A 20,816-nucleotide genomic window follows, 5' to 3' on the forward strand; every position below is an offset into this window, starting at 1 on the left:
AAGCCCGTTGGAGGAAACATGTCTCTCGAACTTTTCTCGCTCGCCGGTAAAACAGCCCTCATAACCGGCTCTTCCCGCGGTCTGGGTCGCGCCTTTGCCGAAGGTCTGGCTGCGGCCGGGGCCACCGTCATCCTGAACGGCACCAATTCCGAACGCCTGTCGCAGGCCTGCAAGGAAATGTCCGATGCCGGTATGAAAGTCGATATGTCCCTGTTTGACGTCACCGACGAAGCCGCAATCAGGGCCGCCTTTGATCGCTTCGATACGGCCGGTATGCAGATCGACATATTGATCAATAACGCCGGTATCCAGTTCCGCAAACCCATGCTGGAACTCGATACCGCCGACTGGCAGCGCGTGATTGATACCAATCTGACATCCGCCTTCATGATTGGCCGCGAAGCCGCAAAACGCATGGTCAAACGCGGGCATGGCAAAATCGTCAATATCGGCTCGCTGACAAGCGAACTGGCGCGCGCCACCGTCGCCCCCTACACCGTCGCCAAGGGCGGCATCAAAATGCTGACCAAGGCGATGGCAGCCGAATGGGGCGAACACGGCCTTCAGGCGAATGCGATTGGTCCGGGTTACATGCTCACCGACATGAACGCGGCGCTGACATCCAACCCGGAATTTGACGCCTGGGTCAAGGCACGCACCCCCGCACGTCGCTGGGGCCGGCCTGACGAGCTGATCGGCACGGCGATTTATCTCTGCTCGGATGCATCCAACTATGTGAACGGTCAGATCATCTATGCCGATGGCGGCATGATTTCCGTTCTTTAAGGTGATCTTACATGTACTCTGTTGTCATACATTCACCCCACGACCTGCGTGTCGATCAGATCGACCAGCCCGGCGCACCGGAACCGGGCACGATAACCGTTCAGATCGACAAGGGCGGCATTTGCGGCTCGGACCTGCACTACTATCATAACGGCGGTTTTGGCACGGTTAAAATCCGTGAACCGATGGTTCTCGGGCATGAAGTCGCCGGTACGGTCATTGCCGTTGGCAAAAACGTGACCGGCCTTGCCGTTAATGACAGGGTCGCGGTCAATCCCTCCATGCCATGCAACCAATGCCAGTATTGCCGCGCGAACATGCGCAACCAATGCACCGACATGCGTTTCTTTGGCAGCGCGATGCGCTTTCCCCATCAACAGGGCCTGTTCCGCCAACAGATGAATCTGCCCGCGGAACAGTTGGTCAAACTGTCCCCCGACATCAATATGGAACACGCCGCCTGCAGCGAACCCTTGGCCGTCTGCCTGCATGCGGTGCGTCAGGCCGGGGCGCTGTCGGGGAAAAAGGTCCTCGTCTCCGGTTGCGGTCCCATCGGCTGCCTGACCATTCTGGCCGCCGCCCATTCCGGGGCGCACTGGATTACCGCGACCGATCTGTCAAAGGCCGCACTGGATGTTGCCACAAAGGCAGGTGCCAATAGCTGCATCGATGTCGCCCGCAATGCCGATGCCTTCAAAACGCTCGGCATGAACAAGGGCACGCAGGATGTGGTCTTTGAATGCTCCGGCAGCCCGCAGGCGCTTGCCAATGCATTCGATGCGGTCAAACCGGGCGGCACCATCATCACGGTCGGCCTTGGCGGCAATGGCGAACTCCCGCTCAGTCTCGCTGTCACCAAAGAAGTCAGAATGATCGGAAGCTTCCGCTTTGATGCGGAATTTGCCCAGGCCGCAGAACTGATCGACCGCAAGGTCATTGACGTTTCACCGATCATCAGCTCGGTCCTGCCCTTCCGGGACGCCAAAACCGCCTTTGACCTTGCCTCGGATCGCAGCCAATCCATGAAAGTACAACTGGATTTCGGCTGACGGCTGACCTATTCGTCCGCGCGCCCCTATCGCCGCGCGGATCACCGGGGCGGGCAAGATCACCTCGATAAACTTGCCCGCACTCGCTGCCGCGATCTATCTCGGGGCAGAGGTACAGACCAATTTCGCACTTGAACGCGTTGAACAGCTTTCATAGGTGCGCAACACACTTGTCGCCCCCGCCCGCTCGCCCCCATCTTTGTCCGCCTGATCTCGGGCCACCAACAACACCTCAACCCACCAAAAAAGGTAACGCTGCCCGACGCCACATGCCCTGCCCGCAAAGCGCCGCGAATAAATCCTCATACAAATAATATTAATGGCGGATTTCCGGGATTTATCTGGCAGGCCGGGGGTCAAAACCTGCCTGAAATGCCGGTTTTGAAAATATATTCCTCATACAAATAAAAACGCTGTTTTCACGCTTCGCCGGGCCAATGAGTCACGCCCGAAAAGCAATCAACAACCAAAAATGAATAATCGACTGTATTTTTCATTTTAAGTGAATAATAAATCCCGGAAATCTGGCGTTCAGATATCGTTGCGCCAAACCGGGATTGGCGCGCTCAGCGATTGCAGATTTGCCCCTTCCCGCCCCTCGATCACGTCGAGCAGATGGGTCGCCAATTGCTGCCCGGCAACGATCAGATCCTCGCGCAGGCTGTCGATCCGGGGCCGGGTAAAGTTCAGCAAATCCGACGTTTCCTTGGCGATCACATCAATGTCCCGCCCGACATTCATCCCCGACTGGATCATCCCGTCAATCAGCGCCATCGCACACAGCTCGCTACCGCAAATCACCCCGTCGGGCACATAATCCTGATGGCGCAATGCCATGCCGGCCTGACGCAAAACCTCACTGCTGCTATCAAGGTCAATCCCGCCAAGTACCTGAAAAGGCACGTTTTCTGCCTCCGCCACCGCAGCAAGCCCGGCCAGGGTTTCCTGATAATATGAAAATTCCGACGGCGGCGACAGCAGCGCCAGCCGCCTGCGCCCCCGCGCAATCAGGCGCCTTGCCGCCATCTCGCAAAACGCCCGATTATCAAAATCGTGATAGGCATGATCGGGTGCCGAAAGGCAACGCCCATGCGCCACAAACGGCAGCCCGCTTTGGCTCAGCGCCTGCACCCTCTCATCATCGGGCCTGATATGGGTGATGATCACCCCGTCGGCAGCACGGGTATTCAGCACATAACGCACCGGGTCCATCGGATCATCGGTACGTGATTGTGGCGTGACGACAAGGTGATAGGGCGTACCGCGGATGACATCGGAAATGCCGACAATCAGGCGTCTGGCAAATTCCGGCACCTTGTCGGTCTGATCAAGGATCAGGCTGATAACATTGGTTTTTCCCGTCCGCAAACGCACCCCGGCCCGGTCCGGATGATAACCGATGGCATCCGCCACCTTGCGCACGCGCAGCTTGGTTTTCGCACTGATATCATGCGCATCCTTAAGCGCGCGCGACACCGTCGTCACACCAAGGCCGGTCATTTCCGCAATGGTTTTAAGGGTCGGCCGGGATGGGGCGGCGGGGCGCCCGGCCTTCCCGGCAAGATCGTGATCGGACAGTTGTCAAAGCCTCCGTGGGGTATTTCTAGCGCAGTCTTACGCCGCTTTCGGGATCAAAAAACACAACTTTTTCAAGGTTGAACACCAATTTCGCATGGCTGTTGGCCTGCCCGTTCCAGTCCTGATGCAGGCGGGTCACCACCTCCTTGCCACCAAGCGATGTGATGGCAAAAATATCCGCCCCGGCCGGCTCGACCACATCAATCCTGCACGACGCACTGACCGCCTGCTGCCCGTCGCGCACCAGTGCCCGGTTATCGGCATCGGTGATCGCCTCGGGCCGGATGCCAACAATGACCTCCTGCCCGTCCCGCGCCCGGACATCCGCAGGCAGGTGCTGGAATTCAAGCATCAGCGGCTCTTCGCCCGCCCGCGCCATTTCAACCGCATTGCCCCGCACCGTCGCCGGGATCAGGTTCATCGCGGGCGATCCCATGAAATCGGCGACAAACAGGTTGGCCGGATCATTATAAATCTCGGCCGGGGTGCCGTATTGCTGGACAATACCGTCCTTCAGGACCGCGATCCGCGTGCCCAGCGTCATGGCTTCGATCTGGTCATGGGTGACATAGACAATCGTGGTGCCGAATGTCTGATGCATACGTTTGATTTCGGTGCGCATATCCACGCGCAGCTTGGCATCAAGGTTTGATAGCGGTTCATCAAACAGGAAAAGCTGCGGATTGCGTACAAGTGCGCGGCCCATCGCAACGCGCTGCCGCTGCCCGCCCGAAAGCTGGCCGGGCTTGCGATCCAGAAGATGTTCGATCTGAAGGGTTTTTGCGACTTCGGCAACCTTGGCGTCACGTTCATCCTTTGGCATGCCGCGCATTTCAAGGCCAAACGCGATGTTCTGCCCGACATTCATGTTGGGATAAAGCGCATAGCTTTGAAACACCATCGCGATATTGCGCTCCGACGGCGGCAGATCATCGATGACATTGCCAGCAATGCGGATTTCCCCGGTTGTCAGCTTTTCCAGCCCGGCAATGGTATTGAGCAAGGTCGATTTGCCACAGCCCGACGGCCCGACAAGCACCAGAAAACCGCCTTCTTCAACATCCAGCGTAATGTCGCGCAGCACATTGATCGGGCCGAAACTTTTGCACACCTTGTCGATTTGCAGAAAGGACATGATAACTTCCCTGTAAGTCTTTTTATGAGCTAACCCTTAACCGCACCGGCCATCAATCCACGCACGAAATAGCGCCCGGAAACGATGTAAACGATCAGTGTCGGAAGGGCGGCAAGGACAGCACCGGCAAAGTGCACATTGTATTCCTTGACCCCGGTCGAGGATGAAACGAGATTGTTCAGCGCAACCGTCATCGGCATTGAATCAAAATCGGCAAATGACGCCCCGAACAGGAAATCATTCCAGATATTGGTAAATTGCCAGATCACGGTCACCACAATGATCGGCCCCGAACTGGGCAGAAGAATACGGGTAAAAGTCCGCCAGAACCCGGCCCCGTCCATCTTGGCCGCCTTGATCAGCTCGTCCGGGAATGCCGCGTAATAATTGCGGAAAAACAGCGTGGTAAAGCCAAGACCGTACACCACATGCACCAGAACCAGCCCGCCGGTCGTGCCCGCCAGACCAATCATGCCCAGCACGCGTGCCATCGGGATCAGGACGATCTGGAAGGGGATGAAGCAGGCAAACAGCATCAGCCCGAAAATGATCTTGTCACCCGGAAACCGCCATTTGGTCAGAACATACCCATTCAGCGCCCCAAGCCCGGTCGAGATGGCAACCGCTGGCACAACCATCATGATGCTGTTGATGAAATAGGGTTTAAGTCCCGTCGGCTCAACCCCGATCTGGGCCTCGGACCACGCGGTCAGCCACGGCTCAAAGGTGAACATTTCGGGCAGCGACATCATGTTACCGCCCCGGATTTCATCAAGCGTCTTGACCGAGTTCACCAGCATGACAAACAGCGGCAGCAGGTAATAAACCGCAAACAGGATCAGGACCGCATAAAGGGCTGCGCGCAGAAGCTTTCCGGTGCCAAAGGAGGATTGTGTCGAACGCGACATCAGCGGCGCTCCCGAAGTTCGGAATAAAGATAGGGCACAATGATCGAGGCAATCATCGCCAGCATGATCACCGCCGACGATGCCCCGACCCCCATCTGATTGCGGGTAAAGGTATAGGAATACATGAAGGTCGCGGGCAGTTCGGTAGCCCGGCCAGGCCCGCCATTGGTCAGCGCAATGACAAGGTCATAGGCCTTGATCGCCAGATGGGCCAGAACCACAAAGGCCGACAGAAACACCGGGCGCAATTGCGGAATGACGATACGGGTATAGAGGCTCCAGCGGCTAGCACCATCCATCTGGGCGGCTTTGAGGATTTCAGTGTCAATCCCGCGCAAACCCGCCAGAAACATCGCCATGACAAAACCCGACGATTGCCAGACCGCGGCAATCACCACGGTATAGATCGCCATGTCGCGATCCTTGATCCAGTTGAAGGTAAAGCTTTCCCACCCCCAAAGATGCATGGTGTTTTCAAGACCGAGCCCCGGATCAAGAAACCATTTCCATGCCGTACCGGTGACGATGAAAGACAGCGCCATCGGATACAGGTAGATCGGACGCAAAATGCCTTCGCCGCGAATTTTCTGATCCAGCAGGATCGCCAGAACCAACCCCAGCACCGAACAGATCGCAATGTAAAGAATGCCAAAAATCGCAAGGTTTTGCAGGGCAATCAGCCAGTTTCGCTGCCCCCACAGATTGGCATAGTTGCCAAATCCCTCAAGCTCGTAGGAGGGCAGCATCCGGCTGTCGGTCAGCGACAGGTAACCGGTGTAAATGATAAATCCGTAAACGAATAAAAGGATCAGAAACAGGCTGGGGCTCAGCACCAGACGGGGCAGAACCTCCCGCAGGGTTGCCTGTGCCTTGCCGGGCAAGGATGATTGCATGGGTGATGCTCCGCACTTTATCCGGCGGCCGGAATGTTATCCGGCCGCCGGTTTCATTCTGGTATTATTGGGCGGACTCAACCGCGTTAACCAGCTCCTCGACAGCGGTTGCACTGTCATATTCGCCGTTAAAATGCGCGGTAATCACGTCATACATCGCGTTTTTGACCCCGGCCGGAACCGAATGGCCATGCGCCATCGACCCGAACAGTGTGCCTTTTTCATTGGCAGCAGCAAGTTCAGCCATGCCTTTTTTGCCACAGGCATCAAAGTCGTCATTGGGCACATCCGTGCGCGCCGGGACGGAACCCTTGACCACGTTGAATGCCGACTGGAAGCTTGGCGACATCACGGCCGATGCCAGTTTCATCTGCGCGTCCTGACGATCTTCGCCGACCTTGAACATCACGAACTGGTCAGAGTTGAACGTCACCGCATCCTGTGTTCCCGGGAAGCGGAAGCACATGAAATCAGTGTCGGGCACCTTACCGGCATTCAGAAACTCGCCCTTGGCCCAGTCGCCCATGAACTGCACCCCGGCTTCCTTGTTGATCACCATCGCGGTCGCAAGGTTCCAGTCCCGACCCGAGAAATTGTCATCAACATAAGTGCGTAGTTTCGCCATGCGATCAAACACGGTTTTCATCGTGTCCGACCCCAGCGCATCGGGATCGGTGTCGATCATCGAGGATTGATAGAATTCCGGTCCGCCGGTTGCCATGACGACCGCATCAAAGATGGTGGCATCCTGCCATGCCTGCCCACCATGCGCGACCGCGGTGTAACCGGCTTCCTTGATCTTATCGAGTGCTGCGATCAGTTCGTCCCAGTTGGTCGGCTGTTTCAGGCCCAGTTCATCAAAGATCGCCTTGTTGGCCCAGACCCAGTTGGTCGAATGGACGTTGACCGGGGCCGCGATCCAGTGGCCGTCATATTTTGAAAACTCTTTTAAGGCATCGGGAACAACATCTTCCCAGCCTTCCTTTGCGGCAAGGTCGTCAAGATTGCCCAAAACGCCCTCGCCCGCCCAATCCTTGATATCAAAACCAAGCATCTGCACGGCGGTCGGTGCATTGCCCGATGTAACGCGTGCGCGCAGCACGGTCATGGCCTGTTCGCCACCACCACCTGCAACCGGCATGTCGTTCCATGAAACACCCTGATCTTCGAGATCCTTTTTAAGAACCTGAAGCGCCTTCGCCTCGCCGCCTGCCGTCCACCAATGCAGAACTTCCACACTTTGCTGTGCCGATGCGATGCTGGTTGAAAGCCCGAGTGCCGCGATCATACCGATGCCGGCACGTGTCATTTTGCCAAGAAACATTTGTTTCCTCCCTGTTGGCTTTTTTGATTTGGCAGTTGATTACTGCAACGTTACAGGTCGGAGTCAAGCGCCTCCTGTAACGTTGCAGTACAGCAAAGCCGCCAACAGGCGCAAAATCTGTGGTTGATCAGATTGCGTTATTGCGTCGCAAAATAGTGCATTTGTTATTGCCGGAAACTGGAACGCGGAAGACTCCGCCCCATATAAAAGGGCGCCAGCCATGATCCTGTCATGGTTTCTGGCGCCCGAATTTCCGGATGGCTTGCTATGGTCAGGCGGCGTCGCCGATATCCCAGAACACACCGGCCATCATTTGCAGAGCCTGTCGGCTGAGGCTTTGCAGGATGTGTTCGTTGGGCGCATGCTGAGAGCATGACGCATAGGAGTGCGGCACCCAGACGGTTGGCAGATCAAGGATATAGGCAAATGTATCATTAGGCAGCGACCCGCCAAGATTGGGCAGGATTGCCGGTTTGGTTCCGGTGGTCTTGATGATTGAATCGCGTACACGCGTGACCCACGGATGGGACGGGTCAAGCCGGGTTGCCCGGAAGAACCCCTTTGCCGAGGGAATGATTTCAACATCCGTAAAGCCATGTTTATCAAGGTGGCGGCGCAAAGCCGGCAGAATGTCATCCGCATCCGTGCCAACCACATAACGCAACTGGCAATGCGCAATGGCTTCAGGCGCGATCGCATTGACCGGTTTTTCCGGGTTTCCTGCCTTTGCCGCAAGTACCGCAAAGCTGTTCCAGCCATAAACCTTTTCCGCCAGTGACAGGCTTTCCTCGCCCCAGTCAGGGTTAATTGTCGGCCCGGTTTCGGGTTGGGTGATTGCGCAATCCTTGAGGGCTTCCCGGACTTCGTCATTCAGGCTGTCAGGACGCCATTCCGGCACCTGTATTTGCCCGCGACGATCAACGATGGATGCAATCGCATGCGAAAGAACAATCATCGGGTCTTTCAGCAAACCGCCCCAGTTCCCGGAATGGTGGCCGCCTTCGCGATATTTAAGCGACAGCGCAAAATTGATCGCCCCGCGTGACCCCATGAACATGGTCGGGCGTTCTGCACTCAGGCGCGGACCATCCGATGCAATCAGGACATCGGCGGCAAACAGATCGCGATAATTGGTAAACAGTTCGGCAAGGCCGGGCGACCCCGCCTCTTCACCCATCTCAATGATGACCTTGCAGTTAAAGCCCAATGCACCACGTGTCTGAATGACCGACCGCAGGGCCGCCAGATTGATGCAATGCTGCACTTTGTTATCCGCCGTACCGCGCCCGTAAACCCGATCACCTTCGATCACCAGCTTGAAAGGTTCAAGGCCTTCGCGCCATTCACCTTCCTGTGCCAAGATCACATCGCCATGCCCATATGTCAGGACGGTCGGCAAATCGTCGCCTTCGCGGCGTTCGGCAAACAGGAACGGTCCGAAACCGGGCTTGGGATTATCGATGATGCGGGTTTCAAACCCCATATCGCGCACCATCGGAACAATCACATCGGTAAGATACCCATAAAGCGCTTCGAGATTATCGGGCTTCTGGCTTTCGGTTTTCTGTTCGACCATTCGACGCAGTTCTTCGATGAACTGCCCATCTTCAAAATACCGGGTTACATTTTCGATAGCATCAGCACGCGTTGACATTGATTGATCCTTGTTCTTTCCGATAAGCCATCCAATTCCCAAAGGAACGACGGAGCATTTTGTATTTCACAGACCATCCCGGTTTTCCGCCACCGCATCGCCCCAGGGCGACATGATTTCGGTCATGCCCTGATTGATATTTTCCTGCCGAAGGACCCCCGCCGGGCAGGCAAAGGCATAGGGGAAAGCGGTCCGGCGCGTAGTCACGCAACGATGGCGTTCCCCAAGGGCCGCAACGATATCGGACGAAAGGCTTTGATCGATGATCACCGTATCGCCGCCGCTGAAATCAACCCGCGCCTGATGAAAGGCATCTTCGAGGGTCATATCAAAATCCATCAGGCAGGATGTCAGTTGCAGGATGGCTGGCAAAATCTTGCGCCCGCCCGATGCCCCGATAGCAAAACGCCGGCCCTTTTGCTGCCCGATTGCTGGGCAGACATTCATCAAACACCGTTTGTTGGGTGCTAACGAGTTTGGCCGTGCCGGTTCGGGGTCGAACCACAGGATCCCGTTATTCATCAAAAGCCCGCTTCCGGGCAGCACGACCTTGGATCCGAAAATGGATAGCAATGTCTGGGTCACGGCAACCATGTTGCCATGTCGATCCGTCACACTGAAATGCGTGGTGCAGGCAGGGGCGCGACTGTCATCAACGTCCCCCATATCGCGCAACCGGCGTTTATAAGTCGTCTTAAGCGCATCGACATACGCCCCATAGGCATCCGCCCCCGGGGACGTCCCCTCAAAATCCTGATGCGACAGGATTTCCAGGCATTCCGCAAGGTTTTCACCCGCCGTCATCGCAGGCGGCGTATAGACCGTCCCCCCGCGATAGGATATTGTCAGCGGATCAGACAAAACAGCCTGATAGGACTTCATGTCATCAAGCGACAAACATCCCCCGGCAGCCCTGACATCGGCAACGATTTCCGCCGCAAGATCGCCTTCGTAAAATTCACGCGCACCTTTATCGGCGATGCGTTGCAGGGTGGCCGCCATCCGGTCAAGATTGATCCGCTTGTCCGAAAGGGCCGTCCATCCGGCAATAGTCGGCCACTGCCCGTCTTCCAGAAAGGTTTCCGCCGCAGTCGGGTTTTTAACAAGTTCGCGGGTACTGGCCGCGATGATAAGGGCCGCATACCAATCAACCGATAGCCCACCCGACGCAAGCTTTGCCGCCGGCGACACAAGATCACGCCATGGCATCGTGCCAAACCGGTCAAAGGCAAGCCACATACCGGCAACGGTGCCGGGTACCGCAATCGCGGTTGCGCCAATCTGGTTACGATCCCCAACAACCCGCGCCCATGGGAACAGGTCACCCGCAACGCCTTCGCCCGATAACGGATAATCCGCAACATCAAGCCCGGCGGGTGAACGCATCCCGAACGTGATGCAATAGGTCCGGTCTTCATCGGCGCGATAGATCATCATGGCACCGCCACCGGCCGGGCCACTCATCCAGGGTTCGACAACCCCCATGGCAAAGGATGTTGCAATCGCGGCATCAATGGCATCGCCACCGGCGGCAAGAATGTCCGCCCCGACCTGTGCCCCGTGCTTATGCTGGGCTGCAACCACCCCACCATTTTCGACGGTGACGACGTTTTTACGGACCGACTGCATGTTGGAAAAATTGTCGCGGATCATTGCACCGCCCCTTCGACCAGATGACATTCAACCCGCTTGCCCTGATGCAGGGTCGCCACCGGTGCCTTGGTCGAACAGATATCAATCGCGCGCGGGCAGCGCGGATGGAAATGACATCCACTGGGCGGGTTGATCGGATTGGGGAATACAGCCCCCAATTGCGTATCGGGAACACCAAGGGACGGGTCCGGTGTCAGAACGGATTCCAGCAACGCATTGGTATAAGGATGGTCCGGACCGGCAAACAGCGAAGATGCTTCCGCTTCTTCGACGATACGACCCAGATACATGACCGCCACCCTTGTTGCGAGATGTTCGACCACCGCAAGGTTATGACTGATGAACAGATAGGTCAGCCCGAATTCATTGCGCAGATCCGACAGCAGATTAAGGATTTGCGACTGTACCGACACATCAAGAGCCGACGTCGGTTCATCGCAGATCACGATCTCAGGGCGCATGATGAGTGCACGTGCAATGGCGACACGCTGACGTTGCCCGCCCGAAAGCTGGCTGGGATAACTGCGCAAAACCCGTTTGGGCAAACCGACAACATCAAGAATATCGGCGGTCTGTTTGTCCCAGTCACGCGGATCGCCGACCTTGTGCACCCTTAGCGGCAACGAAATGATGTCGCCAATCGTCTTGCGCGGGTTCAGTGATGAATAAGGATCCTGGAAAATCGGCTGAATACGCCGCGCCAGATAGGATCTGTCATGGGTGGTAATGTCTTCGCCATCGACCAGAACCCGCCCCTGTGTTGGCGTTTCCAGTCCCAGCAAAATACGCGCAAGGGTACTTTTGCCACAGCCGGATTCCCCGACAAGGCCAAGGACTTCGCCCTTTTCTAGTTTCAGCGTCAGTTCATCAACCGCACGAAGATCCTTGCGTTTGCCAAAGATGCCCTGCTTGATCGAAAAAATCTTCGAGACATTCTCAAGTTCAAGAACCGGAACGGACATTATGCTTTCCCCGATTTTGGCTGGTTCATGTCATAATCGTGAACACAGCGATAAAGATGCCCGGCGGGTGAAATCCGGGCCGGTATATCGGACGCACATTGCGCGGTTGCCTCGTCACAGCGGCTTCGGAAAGCACAGCCGTCCACATCATCGATAAGAGACGGCACAATACCGGGGATCGAGCCCAGATGTTCACCAACCGCGGTTTTGCCCGGCACCGGAATGCAATTGAGCAACCCGCGAGTATAAGGATGCTTTGGCGCGGTAAAGACTTCGGCGGCACTCCCGGCTTCGACCATTTCACCGGCATACATGATGGCAACCTTGTCCGCGACGCGGGCCACCACACCCAGATCGTGGGTAATCAGGATCATCGCCATGTTCAGTTCACGCTGAAGATCCTTAAGCAGGCGCAATATCTGGGCCTGAATGGTGACATCAAGCGCGGTTGTCGGTTCATCCGCAATGATCAGATCAGGTTCGCCCATCAGGGCCATGGCAATCATCACGCGTTGACGCAAACCACCGGAAAGCTGATGGGGATATTGTTTCATGCGGTTGGCCGCCGCCGTGATCCCGACCTTTTCCAGAAGTTCGATGGCACGGTCACGCGCAACCGGCTTGGGAACCTTCCGATGAAGCAAAAGGGCTTCCATCAGTTGATCGCCAATCGTGTATGCCGGATTAAGCGAAGTCATCGGCTCCTGAAAGATCATCGAAATCCGGTTGCCGCGCAGTTTGCGCATATCCCGATTGGATGCGGTTTGCAGATCGACACCTTCAAAATCCAGAACCTGCGCCGAACGTTGGGCCTGCTTGGGCAGAAGCCCCATGATCGCAAGCGAGGTCAGGGATTTGCCACTGCCTGATTCACCGACCACACACAGGGTTTCACCGCGCTTCACATCGAAATCAATGCCGCGCACGGCATGCAGCGTTCCGGCCGCCAGCGGAATATCGACCGTCAGGCCGCGAACAGAAAGAATGTTTTCCATACTGATGCCCCTAGTTGCGGTTTTCAGGTGCGGAAACGTCACGAAGACCGTCACCCAGCAAATTGATCGCCAGAACAAGGATGAACAGCGCGACACCCGGGATGGCAATCATCCATGGCTGGAACAAAAGCATCTGTTTGCCTTCCGATACCATCAAGCCCCAGGACGGGGTCGGCGGTTGCACCCCGAGGCCTAGGAACGACAGGGCGGCTTCAAGCAAAATGGCATGCGCCATTTCAAGCGTTACAATCACGATCAGGCTGTTGGCGATATTGGGCATGATTTCGCTAAACAGGATGCGCTTGGTCGAACAGCCGATGGCCTTGGCTGCCGTGACATATTCCATCGATCGCAATTGCAGCGTGGCAGATCGCATCACAACCGCGAACCGATCCCAAAGCAAAAGGCCAAGAACCGTGATCACCACCTGAAGTGATCCGCCAAACAGCGCCACCACCGCCAGCGCCACCAGAACCACGGGCATGGCAAGGCGCACATTGATCAAAAAGGTGACACAGGCATCGACACGGCCACCGAAATACCCCGCGGCAACCCCCATACTGGTGCCGATAATGCCGGAAATCAGGGCAGCAATCGCCCCGATGGCCAATGAAATGCGTGCGCCATAAAGCAACCGTGAAAGATAATCCCGCCCCAGATGATCGGTACCAAGGATGTTTTCCCAACTGCCTTTGGCATCCCAGACCGGCGGGATCATTCGATGCATCAAATCCTGATGATAGGGATCATAAGGTGCCAGAAGAGGTGCGAAAAGCGCCATCAGGAAAATGGTCAGAAGCACGATGGCACCAAACATCAGCCCCTTGTGACCAAGGACTTTGGTCAGCAAAATCTGTCGTGGCGTCGGGCCGCTCAGGACTTCAGCTTCAACCTTGGGTGCCACTGTGTTGATGGTTTCGGTCGTGTTGGTCATGTCAGCCCACCCTCATGCGCGGGTCAAGCCACGCATTCAACAAATCCGACAGGAAGGTGAAGACGATATAGAACATCGAAAACACCAGAATCAGGGCCTGCACGGTTGGCAGATCGTTACGACCAATGGATTCCCATGCCAGATAGCCCGCGCCATGCAGGGCAAAGATCGATTCAACAACAATCGATCCGCCCAGCATGAAGCCCATCTGAACGGCGGCCAGACTGACAACCGGGATGATGGCATTGCGAAGGGCATGCTTGAACATGACCCTGAATTCACCCGCCCCCTTGGCGCGTGCGGTGCGGACATAATCCGCCCCCAGCACATCAAGCATCCCGGCCCGGGTCAGGCGCATGATGGCGGGCATCGCGTAGTAGCCCAAAACAATGGTCGGCATCACAAAGTTTTGCCAGTTGTCCGAGCCGGAAGGCGGCAGGATGCGAAGCTTGATACTGAACAGGACAATCAGGACCAGGCCAAACCAGAAACTGGGCATGGCCTGCCCCATGACCGAAAGGAACAGGGCTATCCGGTCAATAATGCTGTTGGGGCGAACGGCGGCGGCAACACCCAAAGGCACAGCCGTCAGAAGCGCAAAGGAGATTCCGCAGACGCCAAGCAACATCGTGACGGACAGACGTTCGGCAACCAATTGTGATACCGGCAGCTTGAAGTAATAGCTTGTGCCGAAATCTCCCCTGATCGCATTGAACATCCATTCGCCATACTGAACGACCCATGGTCGATCAAAGCCGTAATATATTCTTACAGCTTCGATATCCTCGGCATTCGCCGTTTCACCAGCAATAGCCGCCGCGGGATCCCCTGAAAGATAGAGAAGCGCGAAGCTAAGCATGGAGACGGCAAGCGTCACCAGCAAGGCCAGACCAAGCCTTTTTAACGTATATACCAACACCGTTCTGAACCCCTGATCCGGAGGATTATTTCCAGCTCATCTGGAAGAAGCGCGGAATAGCATCCGTGGTCGGTGCATATTCCAGATCCTTGGTGAACACGTAGTTCGAGTTATAGGAGAACAACGGCAACCAATAGGCTTCTTCCGCAATACGCTTCAGGGCTTTGGCGTAGTATTCCTTGCGCTCGTCGGGATCGACGGAACTGTCGGCAACATCCAGCCATTCCTTGACCTGCTCGTCTTGCGCACTGTCAAGACTGCCAAGCTTGAAATACTGGCTGACGATCGCCGACGCATCATTGATCGAATAGGATCCCCATGTCTGGAACGACATCGGCACCTCGCCCTTCATGTTCAGTTCACGCAAGGCGGAGTATTGCAGAAGCTTGAAATTGCTTTTGATGCCGACCGCTTCGAGATAGCCCAGCATGGCTTCGGCATATTCGCGATCACGATAGGCATAGAAGTCAATTTCAAGTCCATCCGGATAACCGGCTTCGGCAAGAAGCTGTTTGGCTTTTTCAGGGTCATAGTCATAGACGGTAACGTCCTGTGCGCAACCGAACTGCGACGGGAAGCACGCCGAATTGACGACGCGGGATTTTCCCTTGAGCATTGATGCAACGATGGCTTCGCGATCAATCGCATGCGAAATTGCCTGACGCACAAGCTTGTTGGTGAACGGGTTGTTTTCACCGCTGCGACCGGCGGCATCAAAGTCAAGATATCCAATACGCATGGTGCTTTCGTTGGCAACCGTGAATTCACCCATCGCGCCAAGGCTTTCGGCCTGATCTGGCGGCACCTGCCAGATCCAGTCCAGACCGCCACTGAATAGTTCGGCCGCCTGGGTGTTGAAATCGGGAATGGTGCGGATATCGAGACGACCGATATCGGCCTCTCCCTTCGGGCTGTCCTTGTGATAATTTTCGTACTTCTCCAGCACGAAATGCTTGCCCGGCTCAACCGAAACAACCTTGTAAGGACCGGTCCCCACCGGATTAAGCCCCATGCCGGTCGGACCAACCTCGGCATAATATTCGTTGGGATAAATCGATACCGGCCCGGCAAGATATTCAATCGCCGCCGGGAATGGCGCTTTCAGATGAATGCGGACCTTGAACTGGTCAATCTTCTCGGCACTTTTCATCCAGTTGACGTTGCGCTGGGTTTTAACGCCGTTCTTTTCGTCCGCAACCCAGTTCACGGTCGCAACCACATCGTCGGCGTCGAAAGGCTCACCATTGTGGAACGTCACACCTTGGCGAAGATTGAATTCAAGGGTTTTGTCATCAACCCATTTCCAGTCCGTCGCCAGATTTCCCTTATACTCGCTGGTATAAGGATCGCGATACACCAGCCCATCCCAGATGGAGCGTTGCAGAATGACGCCTTCACGTGCCGAGTTGAAATAACTGTCGACATTTTCAAGCTCTTTGGAGAATGCGACATTGAGAGTATCGTCTGCTTTGTTGGCAGCGGCTGTTCCAGCAGCGGCCATGACGAGGGCAAAGATTCCAGCCCCCTTAAGGATCTGTTTCATTATAGCCTCCTGATATGCGTGCCTTACTTCGCGGTGTTCGCGGCAAGACACATTAGATGTATTTAAAACATCTTGTATTATATTGTAATACAGCGTACTGTATAAAACTACGATAAGGCAACTGGAAGCTGCATGTCAACCAGCACGTTTGCCATTAAAAAACGAGGAAACGCGACCATGGCGAATGCCAAAGCCCGGCAGCAGGACACCCTTTTTGTCACATCCCTTGAAAAGGGCATGCGGATACTCGAAGCTTTTTCAGAAGATAAAACCGAACTTGGCCTGGCCGATCTTGTAAAGGTTACCGGTCTTGAAAAAAGTGCGGCACAACGATATGCCAACACGCTTTACGAACTTGGCTATCTGGAAAAGAATCCGGAGACTCGCCGGTTTCGGCCATCCGTCAAATATCTGGAAATGGCGTACAGTTATCTATGGGCTGATTATCTGGCGCAGTTGGCAATGCCCCGACTGATCGACCTGAGCCGCCAGACATCCCAAACCATCAACATGGCCGAGCCAATCGGAACCGACATTATTTATGTCGTGCGCATGCCCAACCATCGCACCAATTTCGGAGCTTCTGCAATTGGCCGACGGGTGCCGGCACTGGTTGCCTCGTCCGGGCGCATTATCCTGAGCCGCCAGTCAGATCAGGCCATTCGTGACGCAGTGAATAATTGGCCAATCCGGCAATACACCCCCCGGACAACGATGGATCGCGATGCCATACTCGATAATATCCTGATGGCACGCGAAAAGGGATATTGCACCACACAGGGGCAGGTTTTACCCGATGAAGTCAACGTTGCCGCCCCGATCTGCAGCATTGACGGAATACCGGTTGGCGCCATCCACTGTTCTTTGCCGTCGATCCGATGGACAATCGAACGTGCGGAAGCAGAAATTGCCCCGCTTGTAGTTGAAGCAGCCCAATCGATCGTGCCATCCAGATAAGGTAAAACCCGGCCCGGCCAGACCAAGGGAACGCCAGCGTAGCCACAGACAGACTCACAGCTTTGGAAAATACAGAATAACGCGGCCCTGCCTTAACCAATTTGCAACAGCTTATGGGCGAAAACCGGCATAAGATCTGGCGGACAGAAATCAGATCATAATTTTTAAAAAAGTTCAGAGCATTCAATTGGCACGCAGCAAAACCAGATCAGGCTTGATCGCGGCCTTGGACATCGGCACGTCCAAGGTCTGTTGCTTTATTGCCCGACGTGAAAAGGGCGAAGCCCCGAAAGTCATCGGCATCGGACATAATATGTCCAAGGGGTTGCAAAGCGGATCAATCGCCAATCTTGACGCTGCGCAGGAAGTCGTCCTTGCGGCGGTGAATGCGGCCGAGAAAATGGCGGGCCATACGATTGATTCCGTCATCGTCAATCTATCTGGCGGCAGCCCGGAATCAGAAACCCACACGGTTGAACTGCCGCTGGGATCGCGTCCGATCGGCAATCTTGAAATCCGTAAACTGAACGATCAGAAGGACGCCGTTCTGCGCCAGGCGGGTGACGAGTTGATCCACACCGTGCCGCTGGGCTTCAGGGTCGATGCCGCCACAGGTCTTCGTGATCCGCGCGGCATGTACGGGTCTGTCGTCGGGCTTGATCTGCATTTTGTGCGCACCCAGACCGCCCCGCTTCGCAATCTGGAAACCCTTCTGGGGCGCTGCCATCTCGGGATCGAGGAAACGGTGGTCACCCCGCTGGCATCGGGCCTGTCGGCTTTGACTGCCGATCAACGCGACCTTGGGGCGACTGTCATCGATATGGGGGCCGGCACCACAAGCGTTGCCGTCTTCCACGGTGGACAGGTGATCTATACCGCGACCGTACCGGTCGGCGGGGCGCATGTGACGCGCGATATCGCCTATGGGCTTAACACGTCGCTTAATCATGCCGAACGCATGAAAACACTGCATGGCAGCGCGCTGACATCGCCGTCCGACGATCAGGAAATCCTAGCGGTCCCTGTAATCGGCGATGAAGATGAAAACAATGTCAATCATGTGCCGCGCTCGATGCTGATCAACATCATCAAGCCGCGTCTTGAAGAAACGTTTGAGTTGATTCGCGATCAGTTGGACGAACATGGCCTGTCGCAGATCGGCGGCCGTTCCATCGTTCTGACGGGTGGCGCCAGCCAGCTTAACGCGATTGCCGATCTGGCAAGCCAGATGTTCGAACGCCCGGCCACCATTGCCACACCGCACGGGGTATCAGGTCTTGCCGAAGCAACGGCCGGCCCGGCATTTTCGGCCTGTGCAGGTTTGTTGTTGCGCGCCCTTCAGCAGCAGAACGATCCGCTTAGCGAAGCAATGGCCCAAATCCGTCAATCGGGTGGGCGTTGGGGTCGACTTGGCGCATGGTTCAAGGAAAACTTCTAGTTTCCCTGACCGTTTCACGTTTTTTCGCGGCCTGCCCGATCCGGCTGGAAAGGCGTTTTACGCAACGCGAAAATTATTTCGCGAAAAAAACGCGATAATTTTCGAAATCTTCCATTGTTATTAATACGGCAATAACTCTTTGCCCGCTAAAACGAATGCCAAGGTCTAATGTCCGGGGGACACCTGAGACTTAGCGTGGCAACGGGAAGGCCGCGCCGATCTTAAGCTCTAAAGCGCGGAGAGGAAGAGCAAACAATGAGCACGATCAATTTTTCCGTTCCTGAAACGGAAGAAAACCTGAAACCGAAGATTACCGTTATCGGCGTCGGTGGCGCTGGCGGAAACGCCGTTAACAACATGATCGCATCCGAACTTGAAGGTTGTGATTTTGTTGTTGCCAACACCGACTCACAGGCCCTGAGCCAGAGCAAAGCAGCACGCAAGATGCAGCTTGGTCGCAAAATCACCCAGGGTCTGGGTGCTGGCGCACGTCCCGATGCGGGCAGTGCGGCCGCCGAAGAATCCATCGAAGACATTCAGGCCCAGCTTGAAGGCAGCCACATGGTATTCATCACCGCGGGCATGGGCGGCGGTACCGGTACCGGTGCAGCTCCGGTCATTGCACGTGCTGCCAAGGAAGCAGGCATTCTGACGGTTGGGGTCGTTACCAAACCGTTCCATTTTGAAGGCACGCGCCGTATGCGCACTGCCGAACAGGGGATCGAGCAGCTTCAGCAATATGTTGATACGCTGATCATCATTCCGAACCAGAATCTGTTCCGGGTCGCGAATGAAAAAACCACATTCGCAGATGCCTTCCAGATGGCAGATGACGTTCTGCGTAACGGCGTGCGCTCCATCACCGATTTGATGATGGTCCCGGGCCTTGTGAACCTTGACTTTGCCGACATTCGCACCGTCATGAGCGAAATGGGCAAAGCCATGATGGGCACCGGTGAAGCCACGGGTGAAAAACGTGCCCTTGAGGCCGCCGAGGCCGCCATTGCAAATCCGCTTCTGGAAGATGCTTCGATGAAGGGCGCACGTGCGGTCCTGATCAACATCACCGGCGGCATGGATATGGCCCTTTACGAAGTCGACGAAGCCGCGAACCGTATTCGCGAGGAAGTTGCTTCGGAAGCCAACATCATCTTTGGTTCGACGTTCGACCCGACCATCGAAGGCGCGCTTCGCGTTTCCGTGGTTGCCACAGGCATCGATGCAGAGGACGTCCGTCGTCCGCAGCCGACCACCGTTTCGGTCGCGCAGATCAAGGCCGCCGAACAGGCCGCCAAGCCGGCAACCCCGTCCTTTGGTCAGCATGGTGCGGCAGCCACCGTCGCCAGTGCCCCGGAAGCCGCTGTTGCCAGCGCGCATGATGGCTATCATGGCGGTGCCTCTATCGACGAAATTCCGGCAGAACGTTTTGCCGCAACCGGCAGCGCCCAGCAGCCGGAACTGAGCAATCAGCCTGCTGGCAACAATACCGGTTCGATCGAACTGGGTCAGACCGTTCTGAAACCGAAGCCGGTTTCGCGCCCGGCACAGCATTTCACCCCGGCCGAAAAGCCGAAAGAAAACGGTGACATGGCCTTTATCCCGCCGCGCCCGGCCCGTCCGAGCGACGCAGAACAAAATCACAGCCCGGATGTGTTCGAAGCAGCAGATGCCCAGAACGCAACCCCGCCGCGCTTTGGCCTGCGGACCCTGTTTGGTAAAAACAAGGGCGGTCACGAAGACCATTCAGAACAGTCCCATCACGCGGCACCGCGTCAGGCACACCCGCAGCCGCAGGCTCCGGCACCACGCCAGACCGAAATGTCGCTTGGCGAGAATGCAAACCAGTCCTTGAAGGCGGATCCAGCTTCCCGCGTCAAGACGTCGAATGCGTCTGACGACCTTCTGGAAATTCCGGCCTTCCTGCGTCGTCAGGCCAACTGACGACATTCTCCGCGCGAAAAAGGGGAAGGCTTTGGCCTTCCCCTTTTTTAAATGCGGATCCGGTCCCTCAAATACCTGCACCTTTGCAACCTGAAATGATATCTGATCGATTTTCCCAGATTATTTTGTTTATTTTCAGATAGTTAA

The 20,816-nt window shown here is 55.9% G+C and carries 17 protein-coding genes; 5 read left to right on the forward strand and 12 right to left on the reverse strand.

Annotation, left to right across the window (positions count from 1 at the left end):
- Positions 1-18 precede the first annotated feature (18 nt).
- Positions 19-786 (forward strand): SDR family oxidoreductase, encoded by a 768-nt coding sequence (locus TH468_RS11140; protein ID WP_085644083.1) that lies wholly within the window; start codon positions 19-21, stop codon positions 784-786.
- A gap of 11 nt (positions 787-797) precedes the next feature.
- Positions 798-1,835 carry an L-idonate 5-dehydrogenase gene (locus tag TH468_RS11145; RefSeq protein WP_085644085.1) on the forward strand — a complete coding sequence of 346 codons (1,038 nt, stop codon included), beginning with the start codon at positions 798-800 and terminating at the stop codon, positions 1,833-1,835.
- Positions 1,836-2,366: 531 nt separating this feature from the next.
- Here TH468_RS11145 and TH468_RS11150 read toward each other — a convergent pair.
- The 12 genes from TH468_RS11150 to TH468_RS11205 form a co-directional block, all read right to left on the reverse strand.
- A complete protein-coding gene (locus tag TH468_RS11150; protein ID WP_371268749.1) occupies positions 2,367-3,413 on the reverse strand; it encodes a LacI family transcriptional regulator in 1,047 nt (348 codons plus the stop codon).
- Positions 3,414-3,438: 25 nt separating this feature from the next.
- Entirely contained in the window at positions 3,439-4,548 is a 1,110-nt protein-coding gene (locus TH468_RS11155; RefSeq protein ID WP_085644087.1) for an ABC transporter ATP-binding protein, read from the reverse strand.
- A gap of 29 nt (positions 4,549-4,577) precedes the next feature.
- A complete protein-coding gene (locus TH468_RS11160) occupies positions 4,578-5,456 on the reverse strand; it encodes a carbohydrate ABC transporter permease (protein WP_085644089.1) in 879 nt (292 codons plus the stop codon).
- Positions 5,456-6,349 (reverse strand): carbohydrate ABC transporter permease, encoded by an 894-nt coding sequence (locus TH468_RS11165; RefSeq protein ID WP_007089755.1) that lies wholly within the window; start codon positions 6,347-6,349, stop codon positions 5,456-5,458. The genes TH468_RS11160 and TH468_RS11165 overlap by 1 nt, the downstream gene beginning before the upstream one ends.
- A 64-nt stretch (positions 6,350-6,413) precedes the next feature.
- The gene (locus tag TH468_RS11170) at positions 6,414-7,673 is read right to left on the reverse strand and encodes an ABC transporter substrate-binding protein (RefSeq protein WP_139834697.1); all 1,260 of its coding nucleotides are present in this window, start codon (positions 7,671-7,673) and stop codon (positions 6,414-6,416) included.
- 271 nt (positions 7,674-7,944) lie between these two features.
- Complete coding sequence (locus tag TH468_RS11175; protein WP_085644091.1) at positions 7,945-9,327, reverse strand: M20 family metallopeptidase; 1,383 nt, start codon at positions 9,325-9,327, stop codon at positions 7,945-7,947.
- Positions 9,328-9,393: 66 nt separating this feature from the next.
- The gene (locus tag TH468_RS11180) at positions 9,394-10,980 is read right to left on the reverse strand and encodes a gamma-glutamyltransferase (RefSeq protein WP_085644094.1); all 1,587 of its coding nucleotides are present in this window, start codon (positions 10,978-10,980) and stop codon (positions 9,394-9,396) included.
- The gene (locus TH468_RS11185) at positions 10,977-11,942 is read right to left on the reverse strand and encodes an ABC transporter ATP-binding protein (protein WP_085644096.1); all 966 of its coding nucleotides are present in this window, start codon (positions 11,940-11,942) and stop codon (positions 10,977-10,979) included. Before TH468_RS11185 ends, TH468_RS11180 begins: the two co-directional genes overlap by 4 nt.
- Positions 11,942-12,937, reverse strand: coding sequence for an ABC transporter ATP-binding protein (locus TH468_RS11190; protein ID WP_085644098.1), 996 nt, complete (start codon positions 12,935-12,937; stop codon positions 11,942-11,944). Before TH468_RS11190 ends, TH468_RS11185 begins: the two co-directional genes overlap by 1 nt.
- Positions 12,938-12,947: 10 nt before the next feature.
- Positions 12,948-13,871, reverse strand: a complete 924-nt coding sequence (locus TH468_RS11195; protein WP_085644100.1) for an ABC transporter permease — start codon at positions 13,869-13,871, stop codon at positions 12,948-12,950.
- Position 13,872: 1 nt separating this feature from the next.
- Positions 13,873-14,790 (reverse strand): ABC transporter permease, encoded by a 918-nt coding sequence (locus tag TH468_RS11200; RefSeq protein WP_085644102.1) that lies wholly within the window; start codon positions 14,788-14,790, stop codon positions 13,873-13,875.
- Between the two features lie 25 nt (positions 14,791-14,815).
- Positions 14,816-16,333 carry an ABC transporter substrate-binding protein gene (locus TH468_RS11205; RefSeq protein WP_085644104.1) on the reverse strand — a complete coding sequence of 506 codons (1,518 nt, stop codon included), beginning with the start codon at positions 16,331-16,333 and terminating at the stop codon, positions 14,816-14,818.
- Between the two features lie 177 nt (positions 16,334-16,510).
- Here TH468_RS11205 and TH468_RS11210 point away from each other — a divergent pair, with 177 nt between their 5' ends.
- The 3 genes from TH468_RS11210 (at position 16,511) to ftsZ (ending at position 20,669) form a co-directional block, all read left to right on the forward strand.
- Positions 16,511-17,290, forward strand: a complete 780-nt coding sequence (locus tag TH468_RS11210; protein WP_037992128.1) for an IclR family transcriptional regulator — start codon at positions 16,511-16,513, stop codon at positions 17,288-17,290.
- A gap of 187 nt (positions 17,291-17,477) precedes the next feature.
- Positions 17,478-18,728 carry a cell division protein FtsA gene (ftsA, locus tag TH468_RS11215; protein ID WP_085644106.1) on the forward strand — a complete coding sequence of 417 codons (1,251 nt, stop codon included), beginning with the start codon at positions 17,478-17,480 and terminating at the stop codon, positions 18,726-18,728.
- Positions 18,729-18,983: 255 nt separating this feature from the next.
- Positions 18,984-20,669: a cell division protein FtsZ gene (ftsZ, locus tag TH468_RS11220; RefSeq protein WP_085644108.1), complete on the forward strand. Its 1,686-nt coding sequence runs from the start codon at positions 18,984-18,986 to the stop codon at positions 20,667-20,669.
- Positions 20,670-20,816 lie beyond the last annotated feature (147 nt).

It is taken from the genome of Thalassospira sp. MCCC 1A03138 (genome assembly GCF_002115785.1).
Classification (GTDB): Bacteria; Pseudomonadota; Alphaproteobacteria; order Rhodospirillales; family Thalassospiraceae; genus Thalassospira.

Bases quoted from the DNA above. Each gene is read 5' to 3' on its own strand.
- TH468_RS11140 (WP_085644083.1), top strand. From the start codon at position 19: ATGTCTCTCGAACTTTTCTCGCTCGCCGGTAAAACAGCCCTCATAACC.
- TH468_RS11145 (WP_085644085.1), top strand. From the start codon at position 798: ATGTACTCTGTTGTCATACATTCACCCCACGACCTGCGTGTCGATCAG.
- TH468_RS11155 (WP_085644087.1), bottom strand. From the start codon at position 4,548: ATGTCCTTTCTGCAAATCGACAAGGTGTGCAAAAGTTTCGGCCCGATC.
- TH468_RS11160 (WP_085644089.1), bottom strand. From the start codon at position 5,456: ATGTCGCGTTCGACACAATCCTCCTTTGGCACCGGAAAGCTTCTGCGC.
- TH468_RS11165 (WP_007089755.1), bottom strand. From the start codon at position 6,349: ATGCAATCATCCTTGCCCGGCAAGGCACAGGCAACCCTGCGGGAGGTT.
- TH468_RS11170 (WP_139834697.1), bottom strand. From the start codon at position 7,673: ATGTTTCTTGGCAAAATGACACGTGCCGGCATCGGTATGATCGCGGCA.
- TH468_RS11175 (WP_085644091.1), bottom strand. From the start codon at position 9,327: ATGTCAACGCGTGCTGATGCTATCGAAAATGTAACCCGGTATTTTGAA.
- TH468_RS11180 (WP_085644094.1), bottom strand. From the start codon at position 10,980: ATGATCCGCGACAATTTTTCCAACATGCAGTCGGTCCGTAAAAACGTC.
- TH468_RS11185 (WP_085644096.1), bottom strand. From the start codon at position 11,942: ATGTCCGTTCCGGTTCTTGAACTTGAGAATGTCTCGAAGATTTTTTCG.
- TH468_RS11190 (WP_085644098.1), bottom strand. From the start codon at position 12,937: ATGGAAAACATTCTTTCTGTTCGCGGCCTGACGGTCGATATTCCGCTG.
- TH468_RS11195 (WP_085644100.1), bottom strand. From the start codon at position 13,871: ATGACCAACACGACCGAAACCATCAACACAGTGGCACCCAAGGTTGAA.
- TH468_RS11205 (WP_085644104.1), bottom strand. From the start codon at position 16,333: ATGAAACAGATCCTTAAGGGGGCTGGAATCTTTGCCCTCGTCATGGCC.
- TH468_RS11210 (WP_037992128.1), top strand. From the start codon at position 16,511: ATGGCGAATGCCAAAGCCCGGCAGCAGGACACCCTTTTTGTCACATCC.
- ftsZ (WP_085644108.1), top strand. From the start codon at position 18,984: ATGAGCACGATCAATTTTTCCGTTCCTGAAACGGAAGAAAACCTGAAA.